The organism is Anaerocolumna xylanovorans DSM 12503 (assembly GCF_900143645.1).
GTDB lineage: Bacteria > Bacillota > Clostridia > Lachnospirales > Lachnospiraceae > Anaerocolumna > Anaerocolumna xylanovorans.
Window position 1 is genome coordinate 144,045 of the sequence record NZ_FRFD01000011.1, and the last position, 25,807, is coordinate 169,851.

The 25,807-nt window shown below is 42.8% G+C and carries 19 protein-coding genes and 1 pseudogene; 2 read left to right on the forward strand and 18 right to left on the reverse strand.

Annotated features, from left to right (window positions below; genetic code table 11):
- Positions 1-69: 69 nt before the first annotated feature.
- The 6 genes from BUF11_RS24810 to BUF11_RS25230 all read right to left on the reverse strand — a co-directional run bounded on the left by BUF11_RS24810 (position 70) and on the right by BUF11_RS25230 (position 11,391).
- Entirely contained in the window at positions 70-3,450 is a 3,381-nt protein-coding gene (locus BUF11_RS24810; RefSeq protein WP_073590319.1) for a chitobiase/beta-hexosaminidase C-terminal domain-containing protein, read from the reverse strand.
- A gap of 41 nt (positions 3,451-3,491) precedes the next feature.
- Positions 3,492-5,243 carry a chitobiase/beta-hexosaminidase C-terminal domain-containing protein gene (locus BUF11_RS18355; protein ID WP_073590320.1) on the reverse strand — a complete coding sequence of 584 codons (1,752 nt, stop codon included), beginning with the start codon at positions 5,241-5,243 and terminating at the stop codon, positions 3,492-3,494.
- 68 nt (positions 5,244-5,311) lie between these two features.
- A complete protein-coding gene (locus BUF11_RS18360; protein WP_073590321.1) occupies positions 5,312-7,069 on the reverse strand; it encodes a chitobiase/beta-hexosaminidase C-terminal domain-containing protein in 1,758 nt (585 codons plus the stop codon).
- Between the two features lie 17 nt (positions 7,070-7,086).
- The gene (locus BUF11_RS18365; RefSeq protein ID WP_073590322.1) at positions 7,087-8,397 is read right to left on the reverse strand and encodes a chitinase; all 1,311 of its coding nucleotides are present in this window, start codon (positions 8,395-8,397) and stop codon (positions 7,087-7,089) included.
- Positions 8,398-8,473: 76 nt separating this feature from the next.
- Positions 8,474-10,300 carry a glycosyl hydrolase family 18 protein gene (locus tag BUF11_RS24815; RefSeq protein WP_073590323.1) on the reverse strand — a complete coding sequence of 609 codons (1,827 nt, stop codon included), beginning with the start codon at positions 10,298-10,300 and terminating at the stop codon, positions 8,474-8,476.
- Positions 10,301-11,148: 848 nt separating this feature from the next.
- Entirely contained in the window at positions 11,149-11,391 is a 243-nt protein-coding gene (locus BUF11_RS25230) for a radical SAM protein (protein ID WP_073590324.1), read from the reverse strand.
- A 524-nt stretch (positions 11,392-11,915) separates the two neighbouring features.
- On the opposite strand from BUF11_RS25230, the gene BUF11_RS25270 reads away from it, so the two are divergent.
- Entirely contained in the window at positions 11,916-12,101 is a 186-nt protein-coding gene (locus BUF11_RS25270) for a WYL domain-containing protein (protein WP_456297807.1), read from the forward strand.
- Here BUF11_RS25270 and BUF11_RS18380 read toward each other — a convergent pair.
- From BUF11_RS18380 to BUF11_RS18400, 6 genes and pseudogenes are all read right to left on the reverse strand, one after another.
- The gene (locus tag BUF11_RS18380) at positions 12,085-13,053 is read right to left on the reverse strand and encodes a radical SAM protein (RefSeq protein WP_073590325.1); all 969 of its coding nucleotides are present in this window, start codon (positions 13,051-13,053) and stop codon (positions 12,085-12,087) included. The genes BUF11_RS25270 and BUF11_RS18380 overlap by 17 nt on opposite strands.
- A gap of 94 nt (positions 13,054-13,147) precedes the next feature.
- On the reverse strand, positions 13,148-14,311 hold the full coding sequence (locus tag BUF11_RS18385) for an MFS transporter (RefSeq protein ID WP_073590326.1): 1,164 nt from the start codon (positions 14,309-14,311) through the stop codon (positions 13,148-13,150).
- Between the two features lie 14 nt (positions 14,312-14,325).
- Positions 14,326-14,529: a hypothetical protein gene (locus BUF11_RS24820; protein WP_242952410.1), complete on the reverse strand. Its 204-nt coding sequence runs from the start codon at positions 14,527-14,529 to the stop codon at positions 14,326-14,328.
- Positions 14,526-14,903: pseudogene (locus BUF11_RS25235) on the reverse strand (N-acetyltransferase family protein); the annotation flags it as partial. The pseudogene BUF11_RS25235 and the gene BUF11_RS24820, both read right to left, overlap by 4 nt.
- The gene (locus BUF11_RS18395) at positions 14,876-16,138 is read right to left on the reverse strand and encodes a type III PLP-dependent enzyme (protein ID WP_073590328.1); all 1,263 of its coding nucleotides are present in this window, start codon (positions 16,136-16,138) and stop codon (positions 14,876-14,878) included. The gene BUF11_RS18395 and the pseudogene BUF11_RS25235, both read right to left, overlap by 28 nt.
- Complete coding sequence (locus BUF11_RS18400; protein ID WP_073590329.1) at positions 16,125-17,507, reverse strand: DUF6271 family protein; 1,383 nt, start codon at positions 17,505-17,507, stop codon at positions 16,125-16,127. Before BUF11_RS18400 ends, BUF11_RS18395 begins: the two co-directional genes overlap by 14 nt.
- Before the next feature lie 786 nt (positions 17,508-18,293).
- Between BUF11_RS18400 and BUF11_RS24490 the strand changes: the two genes are divergently transcribed.
- Positions 18,294-19,091, forward strand: a complete 798-nt coding sequence (locus tag BUF11_RS24490) for a response regulator transcription factor (RefSeq protein ID WP_242952411.1) — start codon at positions 18,294-18,296, stop codon at positions 19,089-19,091.
- Between the two features lie 165 nt (positions 19,092-19,256).
- Here BUF11_RS24490 and BUF11_RS18410 read toward each other — a convergent pair whose 3' ends face one another.
- The 6 genes from BUF11_RS18410 to rlmD form a co-directional block, all read right to left on the reverse strand.
- Entirely contained in the window at positions 19,257-20,102 is an 846-nt protein-coding gene (locus tag BUF11_RS18410; RefSeq protein WP_073590330.1) for an SDR family NAD(P)-dependent oxidoreductase, read from the reverse strand.
- 4 nt (positions 20,103-20,106) lie between these two features.
- On the reverse strand, positions 20,107-20,661 hold the full coding sequence (locus BUF11_RS18415; RefSeq protein ID WP_207665494.1) for a nitroreductase family protein: 555 nt from the start codon (positions 20,659-20,661) through the stop codon (positions 20,107-20,109).
- Positions 20,662-20,746: 85 nt separating this feature from the next.
- Positions 20,747-21,421, reverse strand: coding sequence for a Crp/Fnr family transcriptional regulator (locus BUF11_RS18420; protein WP_073590332.1), 675 nt, complete (start codon positions 21,419-21,421; stop codon positions 20,747-20,749).
- A gap of 380 nt (positions 21,422-21,801) precedes the next feature.
- Positions 21,802-22,917: an alpha/beta hydrolase gene (locus tag BUF11_RS18425; protein ID WP_073590333.1), complete on the reverse strand. Its 1,116-nt coding sequence runs from the start codon at positions 22,915-22,917 to the stop codon at positions 21,802-21,804.
- 489 nt (positions 22,918-23,406) lie between these two features.
- Positions 23,407-23,898, reverse strand: coding sequence for a GNAT family N-acetyltransferase (locus tag BUF11_RS18430; protein ID WP_073590334.1), 492 nt, complete (start codon positions 23,896-23,898; stop codon positions 23,407-23,409).
- Between the two features lie 509 nt (positions 23,899-24,407).
- Positions 24,408-25,793, reverse strand: a complete 1,386-nt coding sequence (gene rlmD / locus BUF11_RS18435) for a 23S rRNA (uracil(1939)-C(5))-methyltransferase RlmD (RefSeq protein ID WP_084558755.1) — start codon at positions 25,791-25,793, stop codon at positions 24,408-24,410.
- Positions 25,794-25,807 lie beyond the last annotated feature (14 nt).

A 25,807-nucleotide genomic window follows, 5' to 3' on the forward strand; every position in this document is an offset into this window, starting at 1 on the left:
TTAGAATTGAAATACATAAACTGCATAGATGAGAGGAAGAAAGTTCTTATGCAACTATCAACGCTGTTCCTATTGTGCCTGCCAGAGGGCCGGAACGTTGGATGGTTCCCAACCGGGCAGTGAAGTGTGGCCCTGTACGCATTTATAAGTCTTTCCGCTGTAGCTTACGAGATCGCCTGTCTTATATGAAATATTCGGTCCCCAAGCAGGTATAACAGGTGTGATAGTGTAAGTGCTGCTGCTTACATCGGAATTTGTCATGCCGGTATAGATTGCAATAGCCTTGATTGTAGTGGTAGCTGTCACGTCAATTGGAGTGCTGTATATATTTGAAGTTGATGTTGGCGTGGTGCCGTCAGTGGTATATCTTATGGTTGCTCCACTTGTAGCACAGGATATAGTTACTGTCTGGGCTGCCTGGTACGAACCTGCTGCAGGACTGAAGGTTGGTGTGGCAACTTTTGCCGGAGTTATCGTATACTGGGCGCTTGCTATATCAGAATCCAAATAGCCGGGTGCCGAAGCATAGGCCTTTACGGCAGCAGAGCTTGACACAGTAACGGGAGCAGTCCAAACCGTAGAGGAAGGATTTGGAGTTGAACCGTCAACTGTATACCTTATGGTAGCACTGGCGTAATTGCATGTGATAGCTACAGACACAGGACCCGTGTAAGTTCCTGAGGCAGGACTGATAGTAAGCATCAGTTTTACAGGTGTGCCAAAGTTATAAGTTTCAGCAGCCACTGCTGAATCAGTCATTCCATTTGCCGTTGCGTATGCTTTTATCGTTGTATTCTGGGACACAACTATAGGGTTTGAATATATAGTGGAAGACGCTGAAGGTGTTGAACCATCCGTAGTATACCTGATAACAGCTCCACTGGTGGCACAAGTTATAGAAACAGTCTGTGAAGAGGTATAGTTTCCGCTTCCAGGAGTCATAACCGGGGTAGCCACAGTAGGTGGAACAATAGCGTATATTGCAGTTGCTGTTGCAGAAGACAGCATTCCGGTAAGGAAGCCTTTCACTTTAACGGTTGTAGTTTTTGAAATTGATATAGACCCGCCAATAATGGGAGAATTCTCAGTAGGTTCACTTCCATCAAGTGTGTATCTTACGGTGGCTCCGGGCGTACTGCAGGTGACAGTCAGAGACTGGGATGATACATAAGTGCCGCCTGGAGGGCTAATAACAGGTGTCGCTACCGTTTGCATGGTGCCTATATTATATGTGGCACTGGCAACATTTGAATCATATGCGCCTGATTTAAAGGCAACAGCTTTTATGGTTGCAGTACTCGAGGCAGCAATTGGAGCTGTATAGGTAGCGGAATTTACTGTTGGTGTGGAGCCGTTAGTAGTATACTTGATAACGGCATTGCTTGTTGCACAGGAAATGATTACATTTTGTGTACCTGTATAATTTCCACTGTCAGGGCTGAAAGTGGGCGTAGCTACCGTTTCTCCTGTAGCTCCTCCATTGTATACAGACCAAAGAGCCTGCGCATTAGGTGGCTCCCAGGTGGTCATTGAAGTGTGCTGGAAGGTGCATTTATAGACAATACCGTTATAGGACGCGATATCTCCTATTTTGTAAACGGTGCCTGGAGCCCATGGAAGATAACTTATTGAATTGTGAACGATGAAGGATGCACTTTTTTCAATAGAATCATTCAACCCGGATTTAAAGGCTTTTGCCTTTATTGTCATTGTGGTATTAGTAGGTACATTAATCGGCCCGGTGTATAATGTTGATGCTGAAGTTGGTGCAGAGCCGTCCGTTGTATACCTGATGGCTGCGCCGTTTGTCAGAGTAGAAATGGATACATTTTGTGCCGAGTCAAATGTACCTCCGTCAGGACTGAAGGTTGGCGGAGCCACAGTGGTATTATCCAAAATAGTATAGGTGCTGCTGGCAGCAAAAGAATCATTCATACCCGACTTGAACGCGATTGCCCGTATAGTAGTGGTTGTTGTCACATTACTGCCGGGCAAATTGATTGGAGCGGTATAAACAGGAGAATTTGGAGTAGGATCCGTTCCATTTGTGGTATACCGGATAGTAGCACCTGGAGTAGCACAGGATATGGCTACTGACTGTGATGTAACGTAAGTTCCGCCTGGTGGACTAAAAGTCGGCGTTGCTACAGTTTCCAGATTGTTATTAATTATTTTGCTGTAAATAAGATTGGTCATGGTAAAATTGTTGTCATCACCGGATATATCCCAAACCATTATCCCTCCAAAACCGTTTGAGTTGATGTAATCTAATTTTTGTGCAAGGGATATATCATCCTCGTAGGTAAGCATAATACCTTGGGATGCGTTGTAAAGGTAAGGAGTATTGGATACCGGATCCCTATACTTTACATACCCGCCTGAGTTTTCCATGGTTTTCAGCTGGAAATAAGGATATTGTCCGCCTGGTGAACTAGGGTTATCCCAAGGACCTGTGGCAGGACCTGTGGCATTGGCAAACAATCCGTTGGTTCCGCCGGAAACACCTACCCAGCCTCTGGAATAGTACGGAGTTGCAGCATTCAGCTTGCTTGCCGGAATACCGTAATTGTCCCTAAGGTTCTTCATTGCATAATCCACATTATACTTATTCTTTATGTCTATAGGTGAAGTACCTGATGGATCTGCGGGATTTGCATACATTGGAGTTGCATTGTTTGTAGTTTGCTCCCATGCTCCATGGAAGTCAAAGGTCATAACATTGAGCCAATCGAGATACTGGGCATAGATATTTGGTTCCTGCAGCTCAAGCTTGTCATAGCCTGCAGCAATTGCTGTTGTCAGTAACTTGCCAGATAAACCGTTATTGTTATATGCCTGGCGCAGTTCTCTGAATAATGAGGTGAAGTTTTGCTTATCCTCGGGGCCGCCCGGGCAGCCTTTATCATACTGGTCATTGGGGTCTGCAGCCCTGTCGACTCCCGGATACTCCCAGTCAATATCGATACCGTCAATAAACGGATATTGTTTGAGGAAATCAACAACACTCTGAATAAAGACCGCTCTGGTTGCAGGGGTAAGGGCCATCTTATGGAAGTTCTGTCCTCTGGTCCAGCCACCTACGGACACCATTATTTTTACATTAGGATACTGTGTTTTATAATACTTATATTCTCCGAAATGACCTGCCAAGTCAGCTGTTGAATGTTGGAATTGACGGGTAAAATCTGCATCAGGGTCAATGGTTGCCAGCTTGTTGCTGCTATCTACTTCAAAGAAGGCGTGATTTACACAGGTTACTTTTGTCCAGGGAATCATGCTTACAGTCATGGACTTGTGAGCCGCATTGTATATAGCCCAGTCGGGGAAGTATACAATCAAACGCTTTGAGGTCAGCGCTGCAGATGCTTTTTCTACCGATACCGGCAGAAAGGTTAAAAGCAATGCCAAACTCAGAAAAACGGTCAAGAACTTCATAAACAGATTTTTCATATTCAGAACTCCTTTCATTTATTTTATTAATTTAAAGTCTACTACTGCAAAGAGTCCAGATATGCACCATTACTCTTTGCAAAGGAATTGCTGTTCTGGAACGCATCCCAGTTTATAGACCAGGTCATAATACCTCTTAGTGTCGGATAAGCAGCGTTCAAAGTGCTAAAGGCCTGCTGTAACTGAGCATTGGATATCTGCCCGCTCCCAGCCGAGCCTTGAGATGAGGGGACGCCAATTGCTATCTGATCGGCCCTCAACCCAGGGAAGAAATAATTGGAATTTCCTCCACAATGAAAGCCCTTGAGCATCATTTCGCACATTGCAACTACAGCTTCAGAATTTCCCATGCTGTAGTACTTTCCATCAAGGCCCATAACCTGGATAGAGTTATAGAGCTGCGCGTGTACATAGGTGGTTTTATCACGAAGAGCATAGATCATTGGTATGTAAACACCGGCTCTTCTGTCACATCCGGAATTGAGCCCTCCATAGTACTGGTATCCCAATTGCAGGTAGAAGGTTTCCGGTGCCCATGAGAGGATAAAGTTTGATCCATAGGAATCACAGATTTGTCTGATCCCTGATATCATATTGACAATCTTTGGAGACACCGGGTTTTTAAAATCAGGGTCTGAACCGTTAATAAACTCAACCGAGGTCTGTTCCAGATCAATGTCAATACCATCAAAACCATATTCATTTATAAATCCTTTTATGTCATTTGCAAAGGTAGTTGCTGCAGAAGCTGTGGTAAGGGAGAAATATCCAGCATAGCCGCCAATGGAAAGAACCACTTTTTTCCCTTTGCTTTGTAGTGTTTTTATATCAGCTTTGAAGTCATTAATGGTATAACTTGAGGTTAAACCTGTAACTGCAAATTTCATTTGACCGGTTGTACTTCCAGGAGTAACCGGTTCGGCAAAAGCTATATTGATCACATCCCAGTTTGGATCAACATCTCTAAGCTTGACGAAAGGCACTCCTCCGCTTGCATCGCCACCCCAGGTATGCCAGTAACCGATTAATACCCTCTTTTGTAATGAACCGCCAATCGTATATGATTCATTTGCCACATTTGAGTCAGTCATTCCAGCTTTTTGTGCTATAGCCTTAATAGTGGTGGATTTCGTGACAGATATGGCACCTGAATAGACTGGTGATGCAGATGTGGGCGTGGAATTATCGGTAGTATACCTGATGGTTGCACCGCTTGTTGAACAAGAGATGGTTACAGACTGCGTATTAGCATAGTATCCACCGGCTGGGCTAAAGGTTGGTGTAGCTACAACATTTGTATTAATGGTGTAGGTGCCACTTGCAGTTGCTGAATCCGCCATGCCAGATTTAAAGGCTTTTGCCTTTATGGAAGTTGTTGCAGAGATTGTGAGCGGACTTGCATAAGCTGTAGAGGACGCAGTTGGTTCGCTGCTATCGGTTGTATATCTTATGGTTGCTCCAGTTGTAGCACAGGATATAGCTACAGTCTGAGTTGAATTATATGTACCTGGTGCCGGATTGAAGGCAGGTGTTGCCACAGCCGCAGTGCCGCCGGCTTTCCAGAGAGCAGGTACATTGGTTGGCTCCCAGCCGGGAAGGGACGTGTGACTCTGTAAGCATGTATATGCATTTCCGTTATAGGTAGCAATATCATCTGCAGCATATGTAGTGTACGGAGCCCATTCACCTCTATCCGCAGCAGACACGGGGAAAGTAAAACAGAAGGTAGAAATCAGCATTGCTAATACAACTAAAAGCGTGATGAATTTTGAAGATACTCTTTTAATACACATATTATAACCTCCTATGAGTAGGTACCATTTTGAGCCTTCCTATAAGAAAGCTTCTTGAATTCATGCTATTACTTTAGCTCGTCAAAATATGGGCGGTAATTGTTTGTGAACTCATAACTGTTTTGAGCGTCCCAGTTTACCGACCAGGTCATAAGACCTCTGAAACCGGAATAGCCTGAAGTATTCTGGAGTTTGTAAGTTCCACCGTAGGAAATGCCTTTCATTAAATAATCCAGAGCCTTTTTCATTTCAGAAGGGCGTATATATCCACCGCTTGGAGCTGCACCTGAAGCGGCAGGAATGCCGATCATTACCTGATTTTGATTTAAAGCGGGAAACATATTGTTTGAATTACCTGCTACGGGAAAGCCTTTCAACAGCATTTCAGCCATTGCCACTTCAAAATCTGCAGTACCCTGATTATAGGACTTTCCATCAAGTGCTGTGTTTCCACCGCAATTGTAATGCTGTACATGTATATACGTTAATTCGTTCCTAAGACCGTATATAATTGGAAGGTATGCGCCCCAAGGACCTCCATATGCAGTGATGCCGCCTTGAACATAGGCGATTTCAGGAGCCATACTTAATGTGAAGCCTGACCCGTATTTGGCACAGACTGTCTTTAATGCAGATATCAGATTAACGATTGTGGGTGTTGCAGGATTCTTAAAGTCTGAATCACCGCCAGTTAGGGCTATCCCGGTTTCAATATCAATATCTACACCATCAAAACCATATTTGTCTATGGCAGCGATCAATGAGTTGGTAAATCTTGTTTTGGAGGCACTATCGGGTAAGCTTAAAGCACCGTTCTGTCCGCCCAAAGACAGAACTACCTTCTTCCCCAGGCCTTTTAAGTATGAAACATCGGATATGAAGGATGCATCGGTTACGTTGTATGGTGTAAAAGAAACTGTTCCATCATAGGCTATATCTGCAAAAGCTACATTTATGACATCCCACTTAGTTGAGACATTCTTCAATTGAATAACAGGAGTCAGGTTATTATCAAAATTATGCCAGTATCCGACCAACAACTTACCGCCAAGGGGAGGGATCGGAGAAATGGTATAAGTGGATGTTACAACTGCTGAATTGACCATGCCTGATTTTGTACCTATGGCCTTTATGGTTTTAGTTCCGCTGTCCACAGGTATAGGAACACTGTAGACCGGTGATGTATCGGTAGGTGTTGTCCCGTCCGTAGTGTACCTGATGGTCGCACCGCTTGTTGAACATGAGAGGTTGACTGTCAGAGGTGAGCTGTAGGTTCCTCCAGCCGGTTGGAAGTTGGGTGTTGAAACTTGTAACGGATTGTAGGTGATTATGTAGGCAGCACTGGCAACTGATGAATCATTCATACCCGGCTTGCTTGCATAAGCCTTTATTGAAGTATCCGTTGATATGCTAATAGGGCCTGTGTAGGCTGTGGATGATGAAGTTGGAGTTGTTCCGTCAGTAGTATACCTTATGGTTGCTCCTGTAGTAGAGCAGGATATACTTACAGTCGTAGTCGGTGTTGAATATGTGCCTGGTGCCGGGTCAAAAGTAGGTGTTGCTACAGCAGAAGTGCCGCCTGCTTTCCAGAGAGCGGGGGCATTGGAGGGCTCCCAACCCGGAAGCGAAGTATGTCCTTGAACACATGTGAATGTACTACCGTTATAGGTAACCACATCACCTGCGGCATATGTTGTGTTTGGAGCCCATGTGCCTTTATCTGCTGCGGCTGCCTGATTTGAGAAACTTAAGGTTGAAAAAATTAATACTAGCCCTAAGAATAAAGATAAAAGCTTTCTTGCCGAGTTTTTATTATTTACCTTCATTGTTAATCACCTCTCGATTATTTAAAAGCCTTAAATATATTTGTGAAATCAAATTCCGACTGCGCAATGCCACTGTATTTTGGAGATGCCTGTCTGTTTACGCCCCCGGTTCCGTTATCCCTGGTACTTGACCACATTGCAATCAAGCTTATCGAACTGTTTCCATCAGCCCATTTCAATAATTTCTGTGCATCAGTAAGATAAAAAACTTCAGACCCGACATCATTCTGACCGATCATTGGAGTTACACCGATCTTTGGGCTTAAACCTATTTTAGTGCATTGAGTTATGGTGCTTGTTGCAGCCTGTATGGCATAATCACCCATCTTACCATCGGGATTTGGTGCCTGCCCGTCACCATAATCCATAGCCATGACATTAACTACATCCACCCTTACACCGTTGGTCTTTGCGTTTTCAAGTACATACAATCCATCCGCCGTTAAGCCAGAAGGAAGGACAGGCAGGCAAAAAGCGATTTTTAGATTCGGATTATCGGCTTGCAGCCCCTTGATGGCCTTATTTCTTCTATCAGTTGAAGTCTTGTCGGCAACCAAAGCCCCTTCAATATCAAAGTCAATCCATGTTACTTTGTATTTATCAATAACCGCCTGATATTTTGATTGTAACGTGTTTACATCTGTATTCGCACTGGCAGAAGCCAATTCAGTACCATTGGCACCCCCAAATGATATGATGACATCGCCGCCTTTACTGCGGATGTCTTTAATTTCACTGAAATAATAGTTATCACTCATGGGTGTAACGCCGCCCCAGGCAGGATTACCGTTTGTATCGGCAGTAATGAAGGCAAGGGTGTAGTATTTCTGGGCTGTCTTGGCGTAACAATCGTTTAAACTGAATTGAGGCCAAAGCATAACATCAACATAAGGTGCAAATACTCTGCTGCCCCAGGTTCCGCCAACTCCCGGATCAGATGCAGGAGGAGCAGAATTAACAGTAACAGTTATTGTTGAACTGGTCGATGTACCGTAGGAATTTTTCAAATCACATTTGTAGGTATAGGTACCTCTTGGCTTATTCGTAAATGCTTTTGACACGGTCTGGGCATTTGGAGAATTGTCCGTCAAAGCTTCGGTGAGAATCGCGGTATTGTTTTCATAAAGGGTCCAGGAAGTACCGTTATTGCCCCACCACATATTCATAGTTATGGTATAGTTTCCGTCCCCATCCCAATTGTCGTGACTTATGTTTGCTGCTCCCGGTGCGCCTGATGCCGAAGCACTTGCAAATACATAGATACAGTTCAGCATTACCAGACACAAAAGCAATGGGATTATTTTTCTAAAAATTCTATTCTTTCTCATATAAAAACACCTCTTTAATTAATTTTGATGGATTACCCGGAGAAACCTGAAACAGGTTTCTCCGGAGTGTTTTTTATTACAGCTGCTGCCACAGAGCAGGAACATTGCTGGGTTCCCACCCTGGAAGGGAAGTATGGGACTGTCTGCACGTGTAGTTCTTACCTCCGTAGGAAACCTTGTCTCCTACTTTATAGGCCGTATTTGGGGCCCATGGAGAGATTGTTCCATCATTGATCGTGTAAGCGCTGGTTATAACAGTTGAATCCGCCATGCCTGTCTTGGTTGCAATAGCTTTAATCGTTGTAGTTTTTGCTACGGATATAGCACCTGTATAAACAGATGATGCTGATGTAGGAGTGGAACCATCCGTGGTATATCTGATGACAGCATCAGGAGTAGCGCATGCAATAGTTACTGACTGCGCGGTGGTATAAGTTCCGGCTGCGGGGTTGAAGGTTGGTGCAGCAACCTGATTTACCGGAGTAATAGTATATGTGGCACTTGCAACAGCTGAGTCCGTCATTCCGGATTTGGATGCAACAGCCTTAACAGTTACAACGCCGCTTGTTATGCTTATTGGAGCTGAGTAAACAGTTGAAGCGGCAGTTGGAGTTGACCCGTCAGTAGTATACCTGATGGTTGTGCCAGCTGTAGCACATGAGATGGCAACAGACTGGGGTGAGTTATATGTTCCGGCAGCAGGGCTGAAAGTAGGTGCAGCTACTGTTTCTGCACCACTGTTTAAATTGTTCCAAAGGGCAGTCAAGAGTGTCCCACTGAAATCCTGGGTGTATTCCCAGAACATTGCACCGCCAAGACCTTTTGACTTAACGTATGCAGCCTTTTCCTGCAATGACTGCTCATCATCATATGAAACAAAGGTATTTCCGTTCCAAAGGTAAGGTGCTTTTGCCTGGCTGTCCCAATAGCGGGTATAACCATTCTTGTTTATATAGCTTGAAGCCAGCTGTGTGTATGTGATTTCATCATTGGCGGAACCTGAAAAAGACTGGTAAAGTCCATTATTGGAGTTGGTTACACCGGACCAACTGTGGCCATAAAAAGCACAGCCAACAACAATTTTGTTTGCAGGAACTCCATTGTTCATATGTATTTTAACAGCAGAGTCTACACTGAACTGGTTCTGGCCACTTGGGTCCATAAGGGCTGAAGCATGTCCTGTCGTTCCCTCCCAGCTGCCATAAAAGTCATAAGTCATAATATTAACAAAGTCAATGTATTGCTGAAGCTGACTAAGTTCAACATTTTGAGCATATGTTTGGCTTGCTCCGGAGGCTATGGTCAGCAAGTAATGCTTGCCACCGTCGGCGGTACCTTGAGCATCAAGCTTTTCGCGAAGCTTCTGAAGCATCAAAGTAAAGTTGTGTTTGTCTTCAGGACCGTATGGGTTGCCGTTTCCAGGCTGGTTTGGGTATTCCCAGTCAATATCCACACCATCAAAGCCGTAGTTCTTCATGAATGCTACAGCACTGTCCGCAAAGGTTGTACGGGAAGCATCCGTTAAGGCGGCTGCATGGAAATTTGTGGACCATGTCCATCCGCCAACTGAAATCAGAGTTTTTAGGCTAGGATTTACGTTTTTCAATTTCTTTAATTCATTGAAATATGTAGGATCAACACCGGCGTCGCCAATAATAACCTGCCCACTTCTTGAAACATTTGCAAAGGCGAAGTTAATATGTGTAAGCTTTGCTGCATCAATATCGCTTGCTGTCCATGGTACCCAATCACAAAGATAAGCAGTTACATTATATGCAGATGTTGCCGCTGCTGCAGTTTGAGGCGCTGTTGCAGCAGCTGTTGTCAGTGGTAATACGCCCGCTGCCATTGCAATTAAAACAAGTACTACCAACATTTGGGATAAACTCTTTCTTACTTTCATAAATTCAAAACCCCTTTCACTAATTAAGTTTTCTGATCAACGCTCACAAAAACACATGAAAAGCATTCTACATGGAATTGCCGGCAAGCAAGTTCGACTTTTAACACCTCCTATAAAAATATTAACAATTCCCTGGAAATGGCTGTTTTCATCAAAAAAGCGTAGATATATATAAGCCCTGAATTGCATCAAATCAATTCGGACGTATACTCTTAAAAATGCATATAACAACCAGACCATTTATAATGCTAAATTGTCAAGTCGAATACGCCTGTAGTTTTAAAGGTTGAAATTAAATAGCTGAACAAGAAGCGAACAATGCTGGAAACAAAGCTGCGGACAGTGCTGCGGACAAGTTGATATATAGTAAATATATCAAGCTTACAATAATTCATGCTTGTAGCAATTTATGCAAAATAAGAATAGAAATCAAAGACGAATTTATTCTGTTTTAGCTAATAAAGGTTATTTATCGAGAAGAGATGCTTGTATCATGGGAATACATGGTAAGGATAAATTCTGTTACGGGGCACCAGGTACGTTGTGAGATAGCCAACTGCTTAAATTAAAGCCCCAAATGTTTAGACCAACCAGGGTGATATTGATTGTAAAGAAAATTATAGAAAGTAAGTTATACTTATTCTGCAGGTTAATGGTATTGTTCTATAACTTTTTTATTTGGATACAAACTTCAATCTTCTGTCCTCCCAATTACGCAAAATAATAATTTCGCGTAATTGGGAGAGGTACAAATTACGTATCCAAATAAATGTACCTTGACACACACATACTGCCAGCATTGACTTAAGTCAGTATAACCGAATGTTTTTACAGTTCTAAATTAAACATTACATTTCTGTTCTGTAGCAACTCCAACATTCAAGTAATCTGCTATAGAGAAGAGTCTCTCCACCAAACAAATAGACCTGTTTGACAAATGACGCTTCATCTAAAATTTTATTGATAGCCGCCAATTCCAATTCTTCCTTTGAACTCCGTTCCGGGGAAAAGATCTGCCCACACATAGCACATTTCAGATTACATCTATTAGTCAATTTAAGACTTAAATAAAGAATATTACCTGCTTTCACTTTTTGTCTCCCCGCAGATACTCACTTTTATTATTAATCTGATTATTTCTAAACACTTTATGTATAATACCGCGCCTGTGCTACAAACATCTTGGCATAGAGCCCGTCCGACCGGTTGACCAGTTCCTCGTGTGAACCGTACTCCTTGATGGTGCTGTCGGCTTATCTGAATTTCATTTTTACATGAAACCACATATTCTTCCTTTATCCTCCAAAACTATTCTATATGCAGAATATGACATTATAGAAATATTTGCAAGTTTTTTTTTGGCATTTTTTGCAAAAAAATGAGATTTTCCATTTAATACACGAAATATATTAACGATATGTAAAAAAGAATTTATAAACCATAATTGGAGTTCCTCTGTATTGGGAGGTTGAGCCTCACGGAGGTATAAGTCATTGCTTTTTAAAGCCGAACATGCTTTGGCATTAAAAAAGTTTTATTACAGCAGCCCGGATAATATAAAAGCACGCATTGACAAAATGCAGATCGAATTTTATTTTGGATTCCTCAAATACCGTTGCCTGCACCATGCCTTGGTCACGTTTTTGATGCAGCAATAGATCAAAAGGCCGTAGCCATAAGGTACGATTCTGAAAATGGCATAAGTGAACGTGATATTTTACCGACAGGAATTTATACGACGCAAGACCTGTGGTATTCTTCATCTGAATCTAAAGGGCCAAATTCTAAAGACTCTCTTTAACGAACTGCTCCGACGTTATAAAGAATGCGTCTTTGTTTTGCTTCGCATGTTCCTGCTGTTTGATGTCGTAGTCGAGACGCCACCAGCCCGCCGCCAACGGAGGAGGTGTTTCCACTGATGCGAAATCGATGTCCTGGTCCAGCAGATTCTCCGGGTTCTCATGGTGTGCTGCCATCTCCTGCTGGATTTCAGCTTTAGTGAGCTGCTTCGCAGGTACCCGCTGACCGATGTTGCCCAGACAATACCGGCATGCCTCGAGAGGCGTGGATTCACCGATGTAGCGCTTCAGATCCGCCGCGAGGTCCCGGCTTTCAAAGAGATCCACATACTCCCTCGGCTCATTCACTCTTCGCCCGGCGAGACTCATCCTCTTCGAGAGAGAATTACTCCGGGAGCAACGGAAATACTTTCCCTCATAAACCGTGTGGCAGTTTACGGCAGAGAAGCAGGAGCGAAAAACCGCATCCACGGCCTGGTCGTTTTCAATCCGGTTGTTGACCAGCATCTGCCGAAACCCTGTAACGCGATCGTAGATGATTTTCGTCCCATGGTTCCGGGCCCGGGCTTCCATCTTAGCGAGGTCGAACGGCAACCGGACACCCGGATAGAGACTCACCATCAGACAGTCCGTAAGATCGAGTATCTCATCTGGAATCTTGTTGAGGAGGAGACCGTTTGTAAGGATCACGATACCGGCTGCCACATCGCTTCTGCGCGCGATCTGAAGAATCTGAGCCAGATCCGGGTGCTGTAGTGGCTCGCCGCCGGCAAACCGGATTTCATCAGCATGGAAGACCGACGCCAAGCGCTCGACGTCCCTTTTAAACTGGGGTACGGACAGAAACTTCTTTTGCATCCAGGGGGATGCGTGATCACAATGTGCGCACTTCAAGTTACAGTGCGCGGTTACTTCGAAACTTACGCTGGGATGTTCAATTCGGGTCATTTTCATTTTAACCTCTTTTCTTAATACGTAGTTTAAAAACAGTCTTTTTGTTTTTTCAACCTACCTCCATACATATTGTTTCTACAGAAGCAGCTAGCAGTTATATCTTGGGTTCAGAGTCCTTGCTGCTCGACCAGCGGATTCGGGTCGCAAAAAGAGAGACAAGACCGGCCGACAAGGCGACGAAGCCCATTCCCCAAACCAGGCTGCTGGCATTTGAAATTAACCCAATCACCGGCGGGCCTGCCAGGAGACCTGTCTCTCCCATTGATGCAACCAATGTCAATGTGTCCGGACCTTTTTTTGCGGCTGCGACATAGATGCAGGGAGTCACCGCCGCCATACCCAATCCAACACACGCAAACCCAGTCAAGGCAGGGACTACTCCTCCCAGCAACAGGGCGAAAGCCAGTCCAAAACTGGCCAGCACACCGCCCCACATAACGACACGCCCATCGCCCCAGCGTATGCGCCAACCATCTGCGAACAGGCGAGCCAGTACCATCATAATTGACACGACTGCTATGCCCATAGGAGCTATTTTGGCCGACGCCCCGGCATTTTCCACCAAGTACAGGGCCGACCAGTCATTCATGGAGCCTTCTGTAATCGTGCCGAAGAACAAAGCGAAGCCGATACACAACGTAAACCGGGATGGCAGCCTAAACCGCGTGCTTTCTCCCTTGGAAGCCTTCATGTCTTCGCCTAGCAGCCCCCCTCGCGTAAAGAACATGAGTAAAAGCAAAACGACGAGCGCTCCGATGAAATGAGCCGAAAGGTTCGCTGTGAAGTACATGACGCCTGACGAAAACATGGCCGCGAACAAGGCCCCGAAGCTGAAGGTTGCATGCAGCTTCGACATCGTGTTCTGCTGGGACTTCACTTCAAGCGCGGCCCCCTGAGCATTCATCGCCGCGTTCAACAATGCACATGCGACGCCGTCACAGAACATAGCGAAAATCGCTATGGGATAGTTTGGTACCCAAGCCAGCATGGGCAGAAACACACCGAGCACGATAACTGACAAATAAATAACCCGGCAAGAGCCCAGTCTATTCATCATCATTGCGACAAGAGGGAAGGACAGCGCCGCACCTAAACCGCAGGCGAGAAGGAGCATGCCAACTTGCGCCGCATCTAGGCCCAGATGTTCCTTGATTGCCGGAAGACGCGCCCCCCATGTGGCATATTGGAAACCCAGGAAGAAAAATAGCGCACCAATAGAGACCTTAGACTTAAACCATTGACTGTGAAATCCGAACATATTACCCCTCCTTGTTAGCTTGGTGTTGAGTCATGGTTCTTCGAACTTACGGAGCCGAGATTGATGTTTGAACTGAGCTTGTCTTTACCGGCATCGCTCTTGACATATAGACAGCCCCCTCTCCATAGCTTTTTGGAAGTACAATTTCCGGGCAGAAGTCGTACCCTTGGACTTTCCAAAAGAAGCGGGCTTCCGAAACCGCCACCAATGACAGCCATTGATAGCCCTCCCTTTCGGCCGCCAGCATTAGCTGATTCAAGAGTCGTCTTGCTAAGCCCTGTCCACGGTATCGCTTAGCAATCACCAAGTCGTGTAGATGAAGATTCTGCGAACGATAGACCATGGATTCGGCCTGAGCCAGGTGTGGATACTCAAATCTGGGATATGGTAAGGAGAGCAGGTAACCCGCGACCCGCCCCTCCGCTTCAAGGACGAAGCAAGTGGAGGGAGAAGCGCTATTTTTGGACGTCAATGCAGTCCGGTTTTCCGACAACACGCTCAAGTATGTTTGACGCTCAAGTGCCACAATCTCATCCCAATCACGATTCTTTATGTACCTTACCTTCATCTCTCTAAACCTCCATTTAAGCATCGTGTTTCAGATTCTGGTAAGAGCTGCCGCATAGGGTAACGCATACTGGCACGCCAACTGCTTTCCTGATAATGCACCGTAGTGATTAACAGCGGCTCGAAACCGTTGAATCCTTTCGTCATGTAGCTTATCGAGTATGCTCCGCACGAGAGTATCCATACAGGGTCACCAGACGCGAGATCCCGAGGAACGTAAATAAGGCCGTTGTCATGCGGGAACACGTCATCGCTATCACACGTCGGACCTGCGATCATGGCCGGCACATATTCGGTGGCGGCGGCATGAGAGGGAAAAACCAGCCTAAATTGCAGCGCGTCGGTCTCATAGAGGCCGCTAAATTTACCGCAGCTTATGTACAGCCAATATTGGCGCTCACCATTCGGCAGCTGCCTGGTTGTCATACGGATTACTTGCGCCTTGATGGCACCCTGGTCAGCAACAAGATAGCGGCCCGGCTCGATAATAAAGTGCAGATCTTTTCCAGAAGCTCGCTTGATTTCCTGCATACCGGCGCGAATGGCGGCGAAGATGTCATTCAGCGGTGGCACAAGGGATCTTCCGCTCCGGTCGGTATAGCCCAATGCCGGCAGGCCGCCGCCGAGGTTTATGTAGTCCAGTATAATACCTTTTGCACGCAGGCTTCGCACTGTTTCAGCCATGCCACTGAGGGCCCTTTGCCAGCCTTTTGCCTTCATTTGCTGTGATCCAACATGTACCGAGATTCCGGCGGCATTCAGCCCCCTGGACTCAGCTCTTTGCAGAATCGCCAGAGCGTCGGTTCCTGAACATCCGAACTTCCGGCTCAATCCCCACAAAGCGCCGTCCCCATCGGTGGAGAGGCGGCAGAAGACGCTGGCCCCGGCAGCATATTCGGCTATTGCTTCCACGTCTTCAAGACTGTCGGTGGCAAAGTCTTGTATGCCGAGGCGGAAGGCCGCAGCAATCTGCTGATCCGACTTGATTGTGTTTCCAAAGTGCACCCTCTCGACGGGCACACCCGTCCGAAGCGCCTGTTGAATCTCGTTGAGACTGGCGGCATCGAAGCCGGCGCCCTTCCCTGCGAGAGCAGCAAGAACTTCGTCGACCGGGCAGGACTTTAAAGCAAACCGAATCTCAACTCCAGGCAGCTCACGCAGCAGTGAGTCATACTGCATATGGATGCCTTCCAGGTCGAAGATGACACAGTTCGTTGCTGCCGCAGCCAATGCAGCCCGCATTCTTCTACTCTCTATCATATTTCAGGTCCCCCCCCAGTTCAAGACGCGAAGGTTCTATACCGACGCGGCTGCTACACAGTCCGGCTTCCGACAGACAGGTGATCTTGCTCGCATTCATAAGTGAGGCCCATGCCTCCATGAGCACGATAAAGTCGTTTATATCCTGCTCCGCCTTCAGGAGCAGCTGATGCCGTTGTCCTGCTATCAGTTCGGCAAATGAAGCATATCGTCCACCCAGCCTGGTATAGGCATCCGTGAGCACATTTAGCTTATGTTCATTTTCTCTTTTATCAAGTTGCAAACTCTGCCGGGCCATCTCGATGATTGGAGAAATCGATATGCGATGTCCTGGACCAAGCAGAGATTCACCTGCTCTTGCCATGTTTTTATAAATATCATGGAAGTAGAGCATTGAGAGAAAGAACTTCGTCAGTCTCATATGATAAGCCATAAAACCGGTGTCGGTCTTTCTCCCCCGGGTATAGAAATTCTCTATATGTCTGTTGTGGTGTACGCCTGGCAGACGGGCGCATTCCACGGCATGCATCAAGAAGTAGTCGCTGCCAATTGTATCGGTAGCGGGCGGCAGCGGAACATCTTCATGCACCTGATAAAAGCTGATGTTGCACATATCTATATTCATTGGATCAACGATGGAAAGGGTTGACCGGTCGTGAGTAAATTTGCCGGTACCGGCACCCTTGAAGGAAACATCAACGAGTTTGCGTCTCCCCTCTGGTGAGGAATGATTATCTGCCCAGAGGCTGACAATGTCGTAATAGATCTCCCTGTCGAGCGCATAAATCTCCCCAATATCCACCGACATTTCACCAACGAAAGAGCCTCCGACCATGGAAACGGGCTTACTCTCGTGTATGGGGTCAAGCACCACTTCAGAGACCACAGCTTTCGCATCGCCGGCCTTTTTGCCAAGTGAAAGGAGTTCTTGATGAATCGGGAACACGGTTGTCCCGTTGACAACTTGATAGCGGCTGTCTGAGTCTCTGCGATGAATCGAATCACACCCCAGGCTTCTGCTGATTAGGAATGCGCGATTGGTGCAGGCACCATAAGAGACTCCATCAGGCAGCATAAGGTCCAGTATCCAATCCGGGTCGTTGATGCCTGCGCGGTCTATGATCTTTCGGAGATGGTGTTTCTGCGCTGCCAAGCCGAGATGCACGGGGATGACGTTCTTATATGGAGGAAGGTCCCGGGCGGCCCGGAAGTTCCTGGAAAATGCCTCGCCATCACATGTGTCCAAAATCAAGAGACATACTTCGACTCCGAAGTGACGAACCGCGTAATCCGCTTCCTCCGCCAGCAAGGAGATAGCAGCAGCGCACTCCCGATTAGTGGGAAGTGCCAGGCACACTCTGCGAGTCATAAGCTGCACCCACTTACCTGACGAGATTCACTGAAGCTGCCTTGCGGCAGGCCATGTCCCGGCTCAGTCATGTTTTTATCAGCATGGATAATTGTACTGGAATTAATGAAAAATATTTCTGACATAGTTAGACTCCTTTCTCTTTTTCGCCATCAAAAAGCAGGCAAAACAATCGCGTTAATATCTGAATTAAGCAAAGTATACTAGGCTTTCATTTTAAACACAACTATCCACCTAGACATGCAAAGTCCTAACCACAAGTAAAAAATCGACATATTTATAGTCAAAAGTACAAATTTGTTATCCATAAATCGTAAATTCTAATTTTCTACAAATTATAGCAATCTTTTTAAGTATTTTACTATTTTAGTACTATTATATAATTAATCCTGTTGCAAGTTAGCTTTTAATATCACTTACCATGAAGTTCATTACATTAAATTCGATATAAAGAATCACTATTCTTATTTTGAATTAACAATAAGCACTACCGTTTTTGTGCCATGCATGAGAATATTTTATATTTTACAAGCATTCCTGTAAGGAATGAAATGGATTTTGAGAATTAAAAAACCTCCTGTTATGATTAATGTGTGCCTTGCAAACGCACAAAAATCATAAAATCCAGGAGGTAATCCGCAAATGAAGAACCGCAATGTACAAAAACTGAAGCAATAAAACCAAATACACTGATCGTTGAAATAGATATAGCAAAAGAAACAGAAACACAGTGGGCAAGGTTCATTGATTATCGTGGTTTCAAATATTGAGATGGGGGCTATTTATATGAAAAATGATTCTTTAATACTTGAAGAAATTTTGTTGTCATGGAGAAGGTGCATAAAAAGAGGTTTGCTTACATCTATTGGTGCCCCAATGGTACATATTGAAAGAACTGCCCTCCAGCAAAGGTTACTCTTCAAAAAAAAACTATTATTGCTGTACAATGATTCCATAAATGAAGTAAGTAGTTATATTTCAGTACAATGTTTATATTTTTTATGTGACAGTGACGGAATCATACTGGCTGAAAACAATATAGCAGCCAGCGATACTCCATTCAAATCAAGCGTAACTCCCGGAGCCTCCCTTTTAGAAGAGAGTATTGGCACAAACTCGGTTTCTTTATGCATGACATTGAATAGACCAGTTAATATTCTGCCCCAGCATCATTATTGCGACCTTTTATCGGAATGTTATGAATATTGCATCCCTTTAGACTATAATAGCGAAATAATAGGTTATATTGCCGTAATCACAACAAATCAACCGATAAAGCCAGAATTGATTGCTATTACCAATCTTATCAATTATAAAATATGCAACGAATATCTCAAGTTCGAAAAGCAAAGTATTCTTGATAAAAATACACCTGAAAGATTAAATGATAGACAGATAGAGATTTTAAAACATATGGCTAAAGGCCTCACAGATTACGCCATTTCAAAGGAAATGAAATTAAGCGTAAGTTCTGTCAAATACCATAAACACAATATATTTAAAAAGTATAATGCCATGACCAGTACACAAGCAATTGTCAAAGCGATTAAGTTTAGCAATCTATCTTTAGATGACATTACATGAAAGCCGCTTCAGTTATTTCACCTATGGCATATATTCTTGCATTTGCTTTTTATTTCGTCCTACTGCATCCATACAAATGTAAATCCTATATACGGTTGAAATAAACGCCATTAATGCAGTTATATAAATGAAAACACCGCTAATAAAGAGGTACGGTACAATATTTCAAACTGTACTATGCTTATCAATTAGCGATTCTGTAACTGACCAAAGGCGTTTTCTTACTTGAGAATCATTCCAATATGGTATAAGCATTTTCTCTTGTCTCCTAACAAAAACCTTTCCGGAATTTTCTGCAGCTTCATTCGATAATGTATGGAAAACAATGCTTTCCGCAGCTTTGTCAGCAGTGACAGCAAATAAATCCGTTATCTTGCCAAGAAGCCACGGGCTTTCTCTGCGTAGTCCCGATTTGAATAATCCCGGGTCTATGGAGTTTACTATTATTCCTCCGGTACCGGCTAGTCTTTTGGAAAGCTCAATACTATATAGCAAAAGATAGAGCTTTGTTCTCATAAACTCATCAAAAGGTTTATAATGTGTTAAAAACTGCAAGTCATCAAAATTAACCCAAAGTTTTTCCGGTGGTACCGCAATATTTATAATTCGTGCCTCCGTACTGCCCTTTAGCATATCCAGCAAGGATGTGGTCAGTAATACCGGAGCTAAATAGTTAATCTGGAACATCATTTCATAGCCATCTTCTGTAACAGTCCTGTTCTGTGTCAAAACTGCTGCATTGTTAAACAACACATTAAGCTCTGAATGTGTTTCTTTGAACTTTTTAGTAAAATCCAGAATCGACTTTATAGAAGCCAAATCACAAATCATTAGCTCAAGGTTGGCACCAGGTACCTCTTTTTTAATTTCTTTCATTGCATTTTTGCCTTTTTGAAAATCCCGGCACACCAAAACAACATTCGCCCCCAATTCTGCGAACTGTTTCGCAGTGGCAAAGCCCAATCCTGAATTTGCACCGGTAATTAAGCATGTTTTACCCGATAGTTTCATGCAATCATCCCTTCTTTACAAAGCTAATAACATCTTTTTTTCTGGGTGGAGTAGGAACGTTGTCAATAGCCTTGTATCCAAGTGCAACTGCGCAGACAGGATAATAGTCTTCCGGTATAACTAATTTCTTTTTATATTCCTCACCTTTTTCCGATGCAAAGAGCGGGAGAAAGGTTCCAATCCAGCATGAACCGATATTCAACGATTCTGCCGCTATTAAAATGTTTTCTGCTGCTGCGGAACAATCATTCTGAGAATATGGGGAACTCTTATCACCTGAAATGATAACTACAGTAGGTGCATGATAAAATGTATGATGATCTGGTCTGCTTACAACGTCAGTCAAGAATTTATTGCCTGAATTCCTTACTGCTTCGATGATATCTATTACCATCCTGTCAAGCAGGTCTTTTTCCTGTATAACTGCAAAGTGCCATTTCTGCACATTGGCTGCACTAGGAGCCAGTAATGCTGCTTCCAAAACCTCATGCAATTCCTCATCCTTTATCTGTTCTGTTTGATATGACCTTATACTCCTTCTTCTGCTGATTACCTTCAATGTTTCATTCATATTAAAACACTCCCTTTAGTTTTTTATAACTCTAACACTTAAAGGAGTGCTTTTCTGTTAAAAATTTTACATTTTAATAAATACATTTACTTCTCAATACATAATATTTTTGCTTTCTGTAAATAGTATCGTTTTTAATAAGCTTCTGTAAAGCATGAGAAACCATCACTCTGGACGCTCCTACAATAGAAGCAATTTCCTGCTGAGTCAAATGAAGCTTGATTATTGTCCCATCTGGACAAGGTTCGCCATATTCCTGTGCTAATTCAATAAAAAGACCTGTAACTTTTTCTTGAATCGTCTGTGTATTCATTACAGTAATTCGTTCCCATGTATCATACAGGCAATTAGAGAGGTTTCTAATTATCTGCAACGCTATTTCATGTTTTTCCATAATAAGCTTTTCAATTGATTTACGGGTAATGCTGCAAACTATCGCATCTTCAATGGCTATAGCCGATATAGGTGAAAACGTATCTTCTCTGAATAAGGCTGTTTCACCAATAGTTTCACCAGCTCCAACTATCTGAATAATAACTTCTTCACCATCTTCGGTAATCCTGACCAGCTTAAAGCTGCCCATTTTTATATAGTATATTACATTCTCGGGGTCACCCTGCCTGAATAAAAATTCTCCTTTCTTCACCTGTTGTTTTTTTGTATTACGACAAATAGCAGAAAAGGTAATCTTATCCATTCCAGAAAAGATAGGGATATCCATCAGGCATAAATATCTTCGTTTTTCCATTTACTTTAACCCTTAAAGCCTCTCATTATTATATTTTCTTAATAGCCCAATCCAAAAGCATTATCTATTGATTTTATCATAGATAAGAGAAGTAATCTGTTAAATATTTTACACATCTCCCATGAATTGATTAAATTTATTTAGTATATCATTAATCAAATCGTTTTCTCATCAATTTTAGCAATCGCTAACGTGCCTTGAACGGTCAAAAAAGATGCCGCTTGAGCCTGGTGGGGCCTTGGCGGCAGGGCATGTTAAGTAATTCTAGGTATATTAATTGTTATAGTTTTTATTAAATAGTACTATAGGCATCACTCTTCCGCCAAGCATAAATACACCCATTAACAAATGAATGCACTTTAACCTATATCAATTATCCATTATTTATAGCAATTCAACACTTCAACATTACCATATTTTCTGCTGATTTCAGGGAAAACAGCATTCTCTTTTCCGCACAAGTGTTTATTGAAGAAAAATTGCGAAAACTGTGTGGTTATTTCAAATAGAATATCATTCGGTAATTTGCCGACCATCCCTTTATTATCACGAGGCAGATACATCCAATCGGTGTAACCCATATGAGTCACCTTCTTTAAGGTTATATCATAAACAGGCGCTGTACTGTAAGCAATTGGAGTTAATGCCGTATATTTTGATAAAGCTTGTCCTATTCTCATATATGGCCGCTCTATATCCTGCAAACTGCATGCACCAAAAACCTGTCCATCAAAATTCAATACACAACAAAATCTCTTATCGTTATAACAACTGTCCACCGCAGCACATCCACCAAAAGAATGCCCTGCTAAACCAACTCCTTTAGTAAAGTCAAACCGTTTATTTAAGAAGAAATCACTTTCTTGGTTTAACTCTATTAGTTTATCCAAAACAAAACTATTATCCTGTGTCCATGTTGCGATGTGGTCTCTTGCTTCCCTTATATGATTCTTGAAAATACGCTGCTGCCGCATTGCTAAGACTTTATACGATGAGATAAAGTCTAAAAACAAGCCTATATACCTTATACTTTCAACTATGCCCAGATTGTCTACAATTTTTGCAAAGGGTTTGTGAAAATTAATTACGCTTCCATCCTGATAATAAACCGTATCCGCTTCGTATGGATGACTTATAGAGACAACAATAAAGCCATGAGATGCCATGTCAGCACAAAATGCAGTATTTATATATAAATTACTACCATATCCATGACTGTAAATAATAGCTGGAAAGCTGCCCCTGGCTGGTGCTATGTTTTCATAACATTCTATGAAATTGTTCGACCATGGTATATTTAATTTCTTTAGATCTTCTTTTATACCATAGTGCATCTTCTCACCAGGTTCATCAACAGCCGGATAGAAAAACCACATGGCAAGTTTTCTGTTTTCAGAAGGTATATCGTAGGTATTTTTTCTGTTATTGTCAACTATATCCATTTTATAAATACCCACCTGATATTCCCCAGTAGGTTTTGGAATGTATTCTGACATAATCAGCCTCCTTTTTTCAGTTATTGGTAATACATCCCAAATAGCCCTTGGGTAAGATATTCTATAAATATCAGTTTATTAATCCCTAAAATAATATTACACTACATTAACAGTATTTCAACAACATCTGCTCATCAATCCTGTCTCTACAATATCATCTATCTTCTAATTTGCACTTTTTTGCCCCGATTTTTGCTCATTTTCGGCTTACAAACCACTGCATATTGTGGTCAAAGTCTACTTTTTGCCCTCTGAACCACATTTCGTCATCATTATTACCGTCTCCACATGGCTTGAGAGGACAGTATTGATGTCATTAGAACCCTCAGTCGGTGGAAACATATTGATTGATTTTTAAATCCATTGTTTATTTATAAACTAATTAATGATTCTTATAGAAAACGGCATATCTCAAAATCTGATTATCTAGATTTTTTAAGATATACCGCTTCCTTTCAATCGTAGTATAAAATAGCTTTTATTTTATTATTATAGTTTGCATTTGAGCCAGTAATAAAATTCATCCGTTTCATGTGTCTTTTCAAAACCAAGCTTCTCGAGTACACATATAGATGCAATATTATCTTTTTCTGTTTCTGCGATGACACCTGCAACCCCCATTTCATTGAGTGCCCAAATGATAAGACGTCCACTTCCCTCAGTTGCATATCCGCAACTTTGCATATTATCACATATGCCATAACCTATCTCCACATAACCGAGATCATTAGGTGTACCTTTAAATAGGCCGCCGCCTATAACTCTGTTATCTGACTTGTCATAATAAGTCCAAGTCCTGTACCAGATTAAGTCCTCTTTTTTAAATTTGCCCTCATCGGCAAGTGCGTTGTGATAACGATATGCACCACAAAAGTCTTTAGCCAGCTCATCACCATTTTCGGCAGACAGGCACATGGCTTCGTAAGTTTCACAAATCAATAGTAAACGTTCTGTTTCCAATTTTAATTTTAAATCACACATATATGCTCCTTCTCATTGATCTTTGCTAATTAATAATTTTTAAAATACTGCTAATATTGCAGATATTTAATCAAAATCCTCCGCACTGAAGGTATTAGATTGTCCCTAACTTATGAGACATTCAAGCAAAAAGCCATAGTATATACTTATATATACTATGGCAGTAAGATCAATGAAAAGAATCAGCCACATCTATAAAAGGATATACTTCTAGCCATAAAAATGGATAAAAATTATATTCTTTTTTATTGACATGGCATTCCCTCGCTTTAATAATTATATAATATTTATACCATATAATTATTTTTAAGTCAAATGTATTATTTCCAAATTGCTTCCATCATATTGACATCTAACCTGTCTCCTCAACTCTATCCATTTTTATGAGGTGGATATGTTCTCCCAAACAATAAAAATAAGGGTTTCCCGGCACAGGAACCTCCGCTCTCATACTACTGTGAAAATCCCAATGCTTGGAATCCCTTTATTTTAAGCCTTTTTAGCCCTATCTATTTCTGCATCCTTGACATCAATACCACTGTCTCCACGTGTCCCGTCCAAGGGAACATGTCCACCGGTACTGCTTTTTCTGCCTTATATCCTTTCTTAGTCAGATATTCTACATCTCTTTGCAAGGTCACAGGGTTACATGAAATATAAACCACCTTCTTAGGCTTTAGAATAGCCAGTGAGTCCAGGAATTTTTCATCGCTTCCGGCTCTTGGCGGGTCCATAAATACAATATCCACGGTTTCTTTTTGCTGTGCCAGCTGTGCCATGAATTCACCTGCATCTTTCAGATAGAATTGAATATTGGAGGTTTCATTCCGCTTTGCATTTACCTTTGCATCTGCTACGGCATCTTTGTTTAGCTCCACACCAATTACTTTGGCGGCTTTATCGGAAGCTATCAGACCTATGGTTCCGATGCCGCAATAAGCATCCAGTACCGTTTCCTTTCCTGTCAGCTTTGCCATATCAATTGCAAGGCGGTAAAGTTTTTCTGTCTGGGTAGGGTTTACCTGGTAAAAGGATTTGGGAGATATACGGAATACCTTCTCACATAAAGTATCTTCAATAAATCCTCTCCCATAGATTACCTGCTCCTTATCTCCTAGAATCATACTGGTATTCTTATTATTAACATTTACCACAATTGTCGATATTTCCGGGTGCAGCTGCCTGATTGCTTTAACAAAGTTATTTTTTGAAGGAAAGATGGGAGAACCAATTACTAATACTACCATGATTTCCTTGCTGTGATATCCCGTTCGAATCAGGACATGGCGCAGCAATCCATAACCAGTATCCTCATCATAAGTCTTGATTTTAAAGGACTTTAACAGTCCGCGTATGGAGACTATAATCTCGTCTGCTTTCGAATTATGAATCATACAACTATCAATCGGCACCACCCTGTGGGTGCCTTCTTCATATACACCGGATATGGCATTTCCTCTGCGGTCCCGGTCAAATACCACATGCACTTTGTTGCGGTAGTGGGTCGGGTCTTCCATTCCAACAATAGGCTCTACCGGACAATACTGGGCTAACAAATCCTTTACCAGCTTTTGCTTTTCTGCTAAATGCTCTTTATAGCTCTTTTCATAAATCCGACAGCTGCCGCAGTCTCTTCTGTAAGGACAGGCTCCTTCTGGCTGGTTCCTTCCCTTATTGCTTTTATCTCTGCTTTTGCCTGTATCTTTTCCTGTATTTGGCCTTATATTGTTTCCTGCAATATTGATTTTCCCGGTTTTATGCTCTATGTTATGCTTTGCCTTATTTCCCGTACTGTTTTCTTTCTTGTCTCCTATAGCTTTTTCTTTATAGCTCCCTGCACTCTTTACCTTATCTTTTATCTTATTTATTTCTTTATTTTCATTTTTTCGTACCATGTATTTTAACCTCT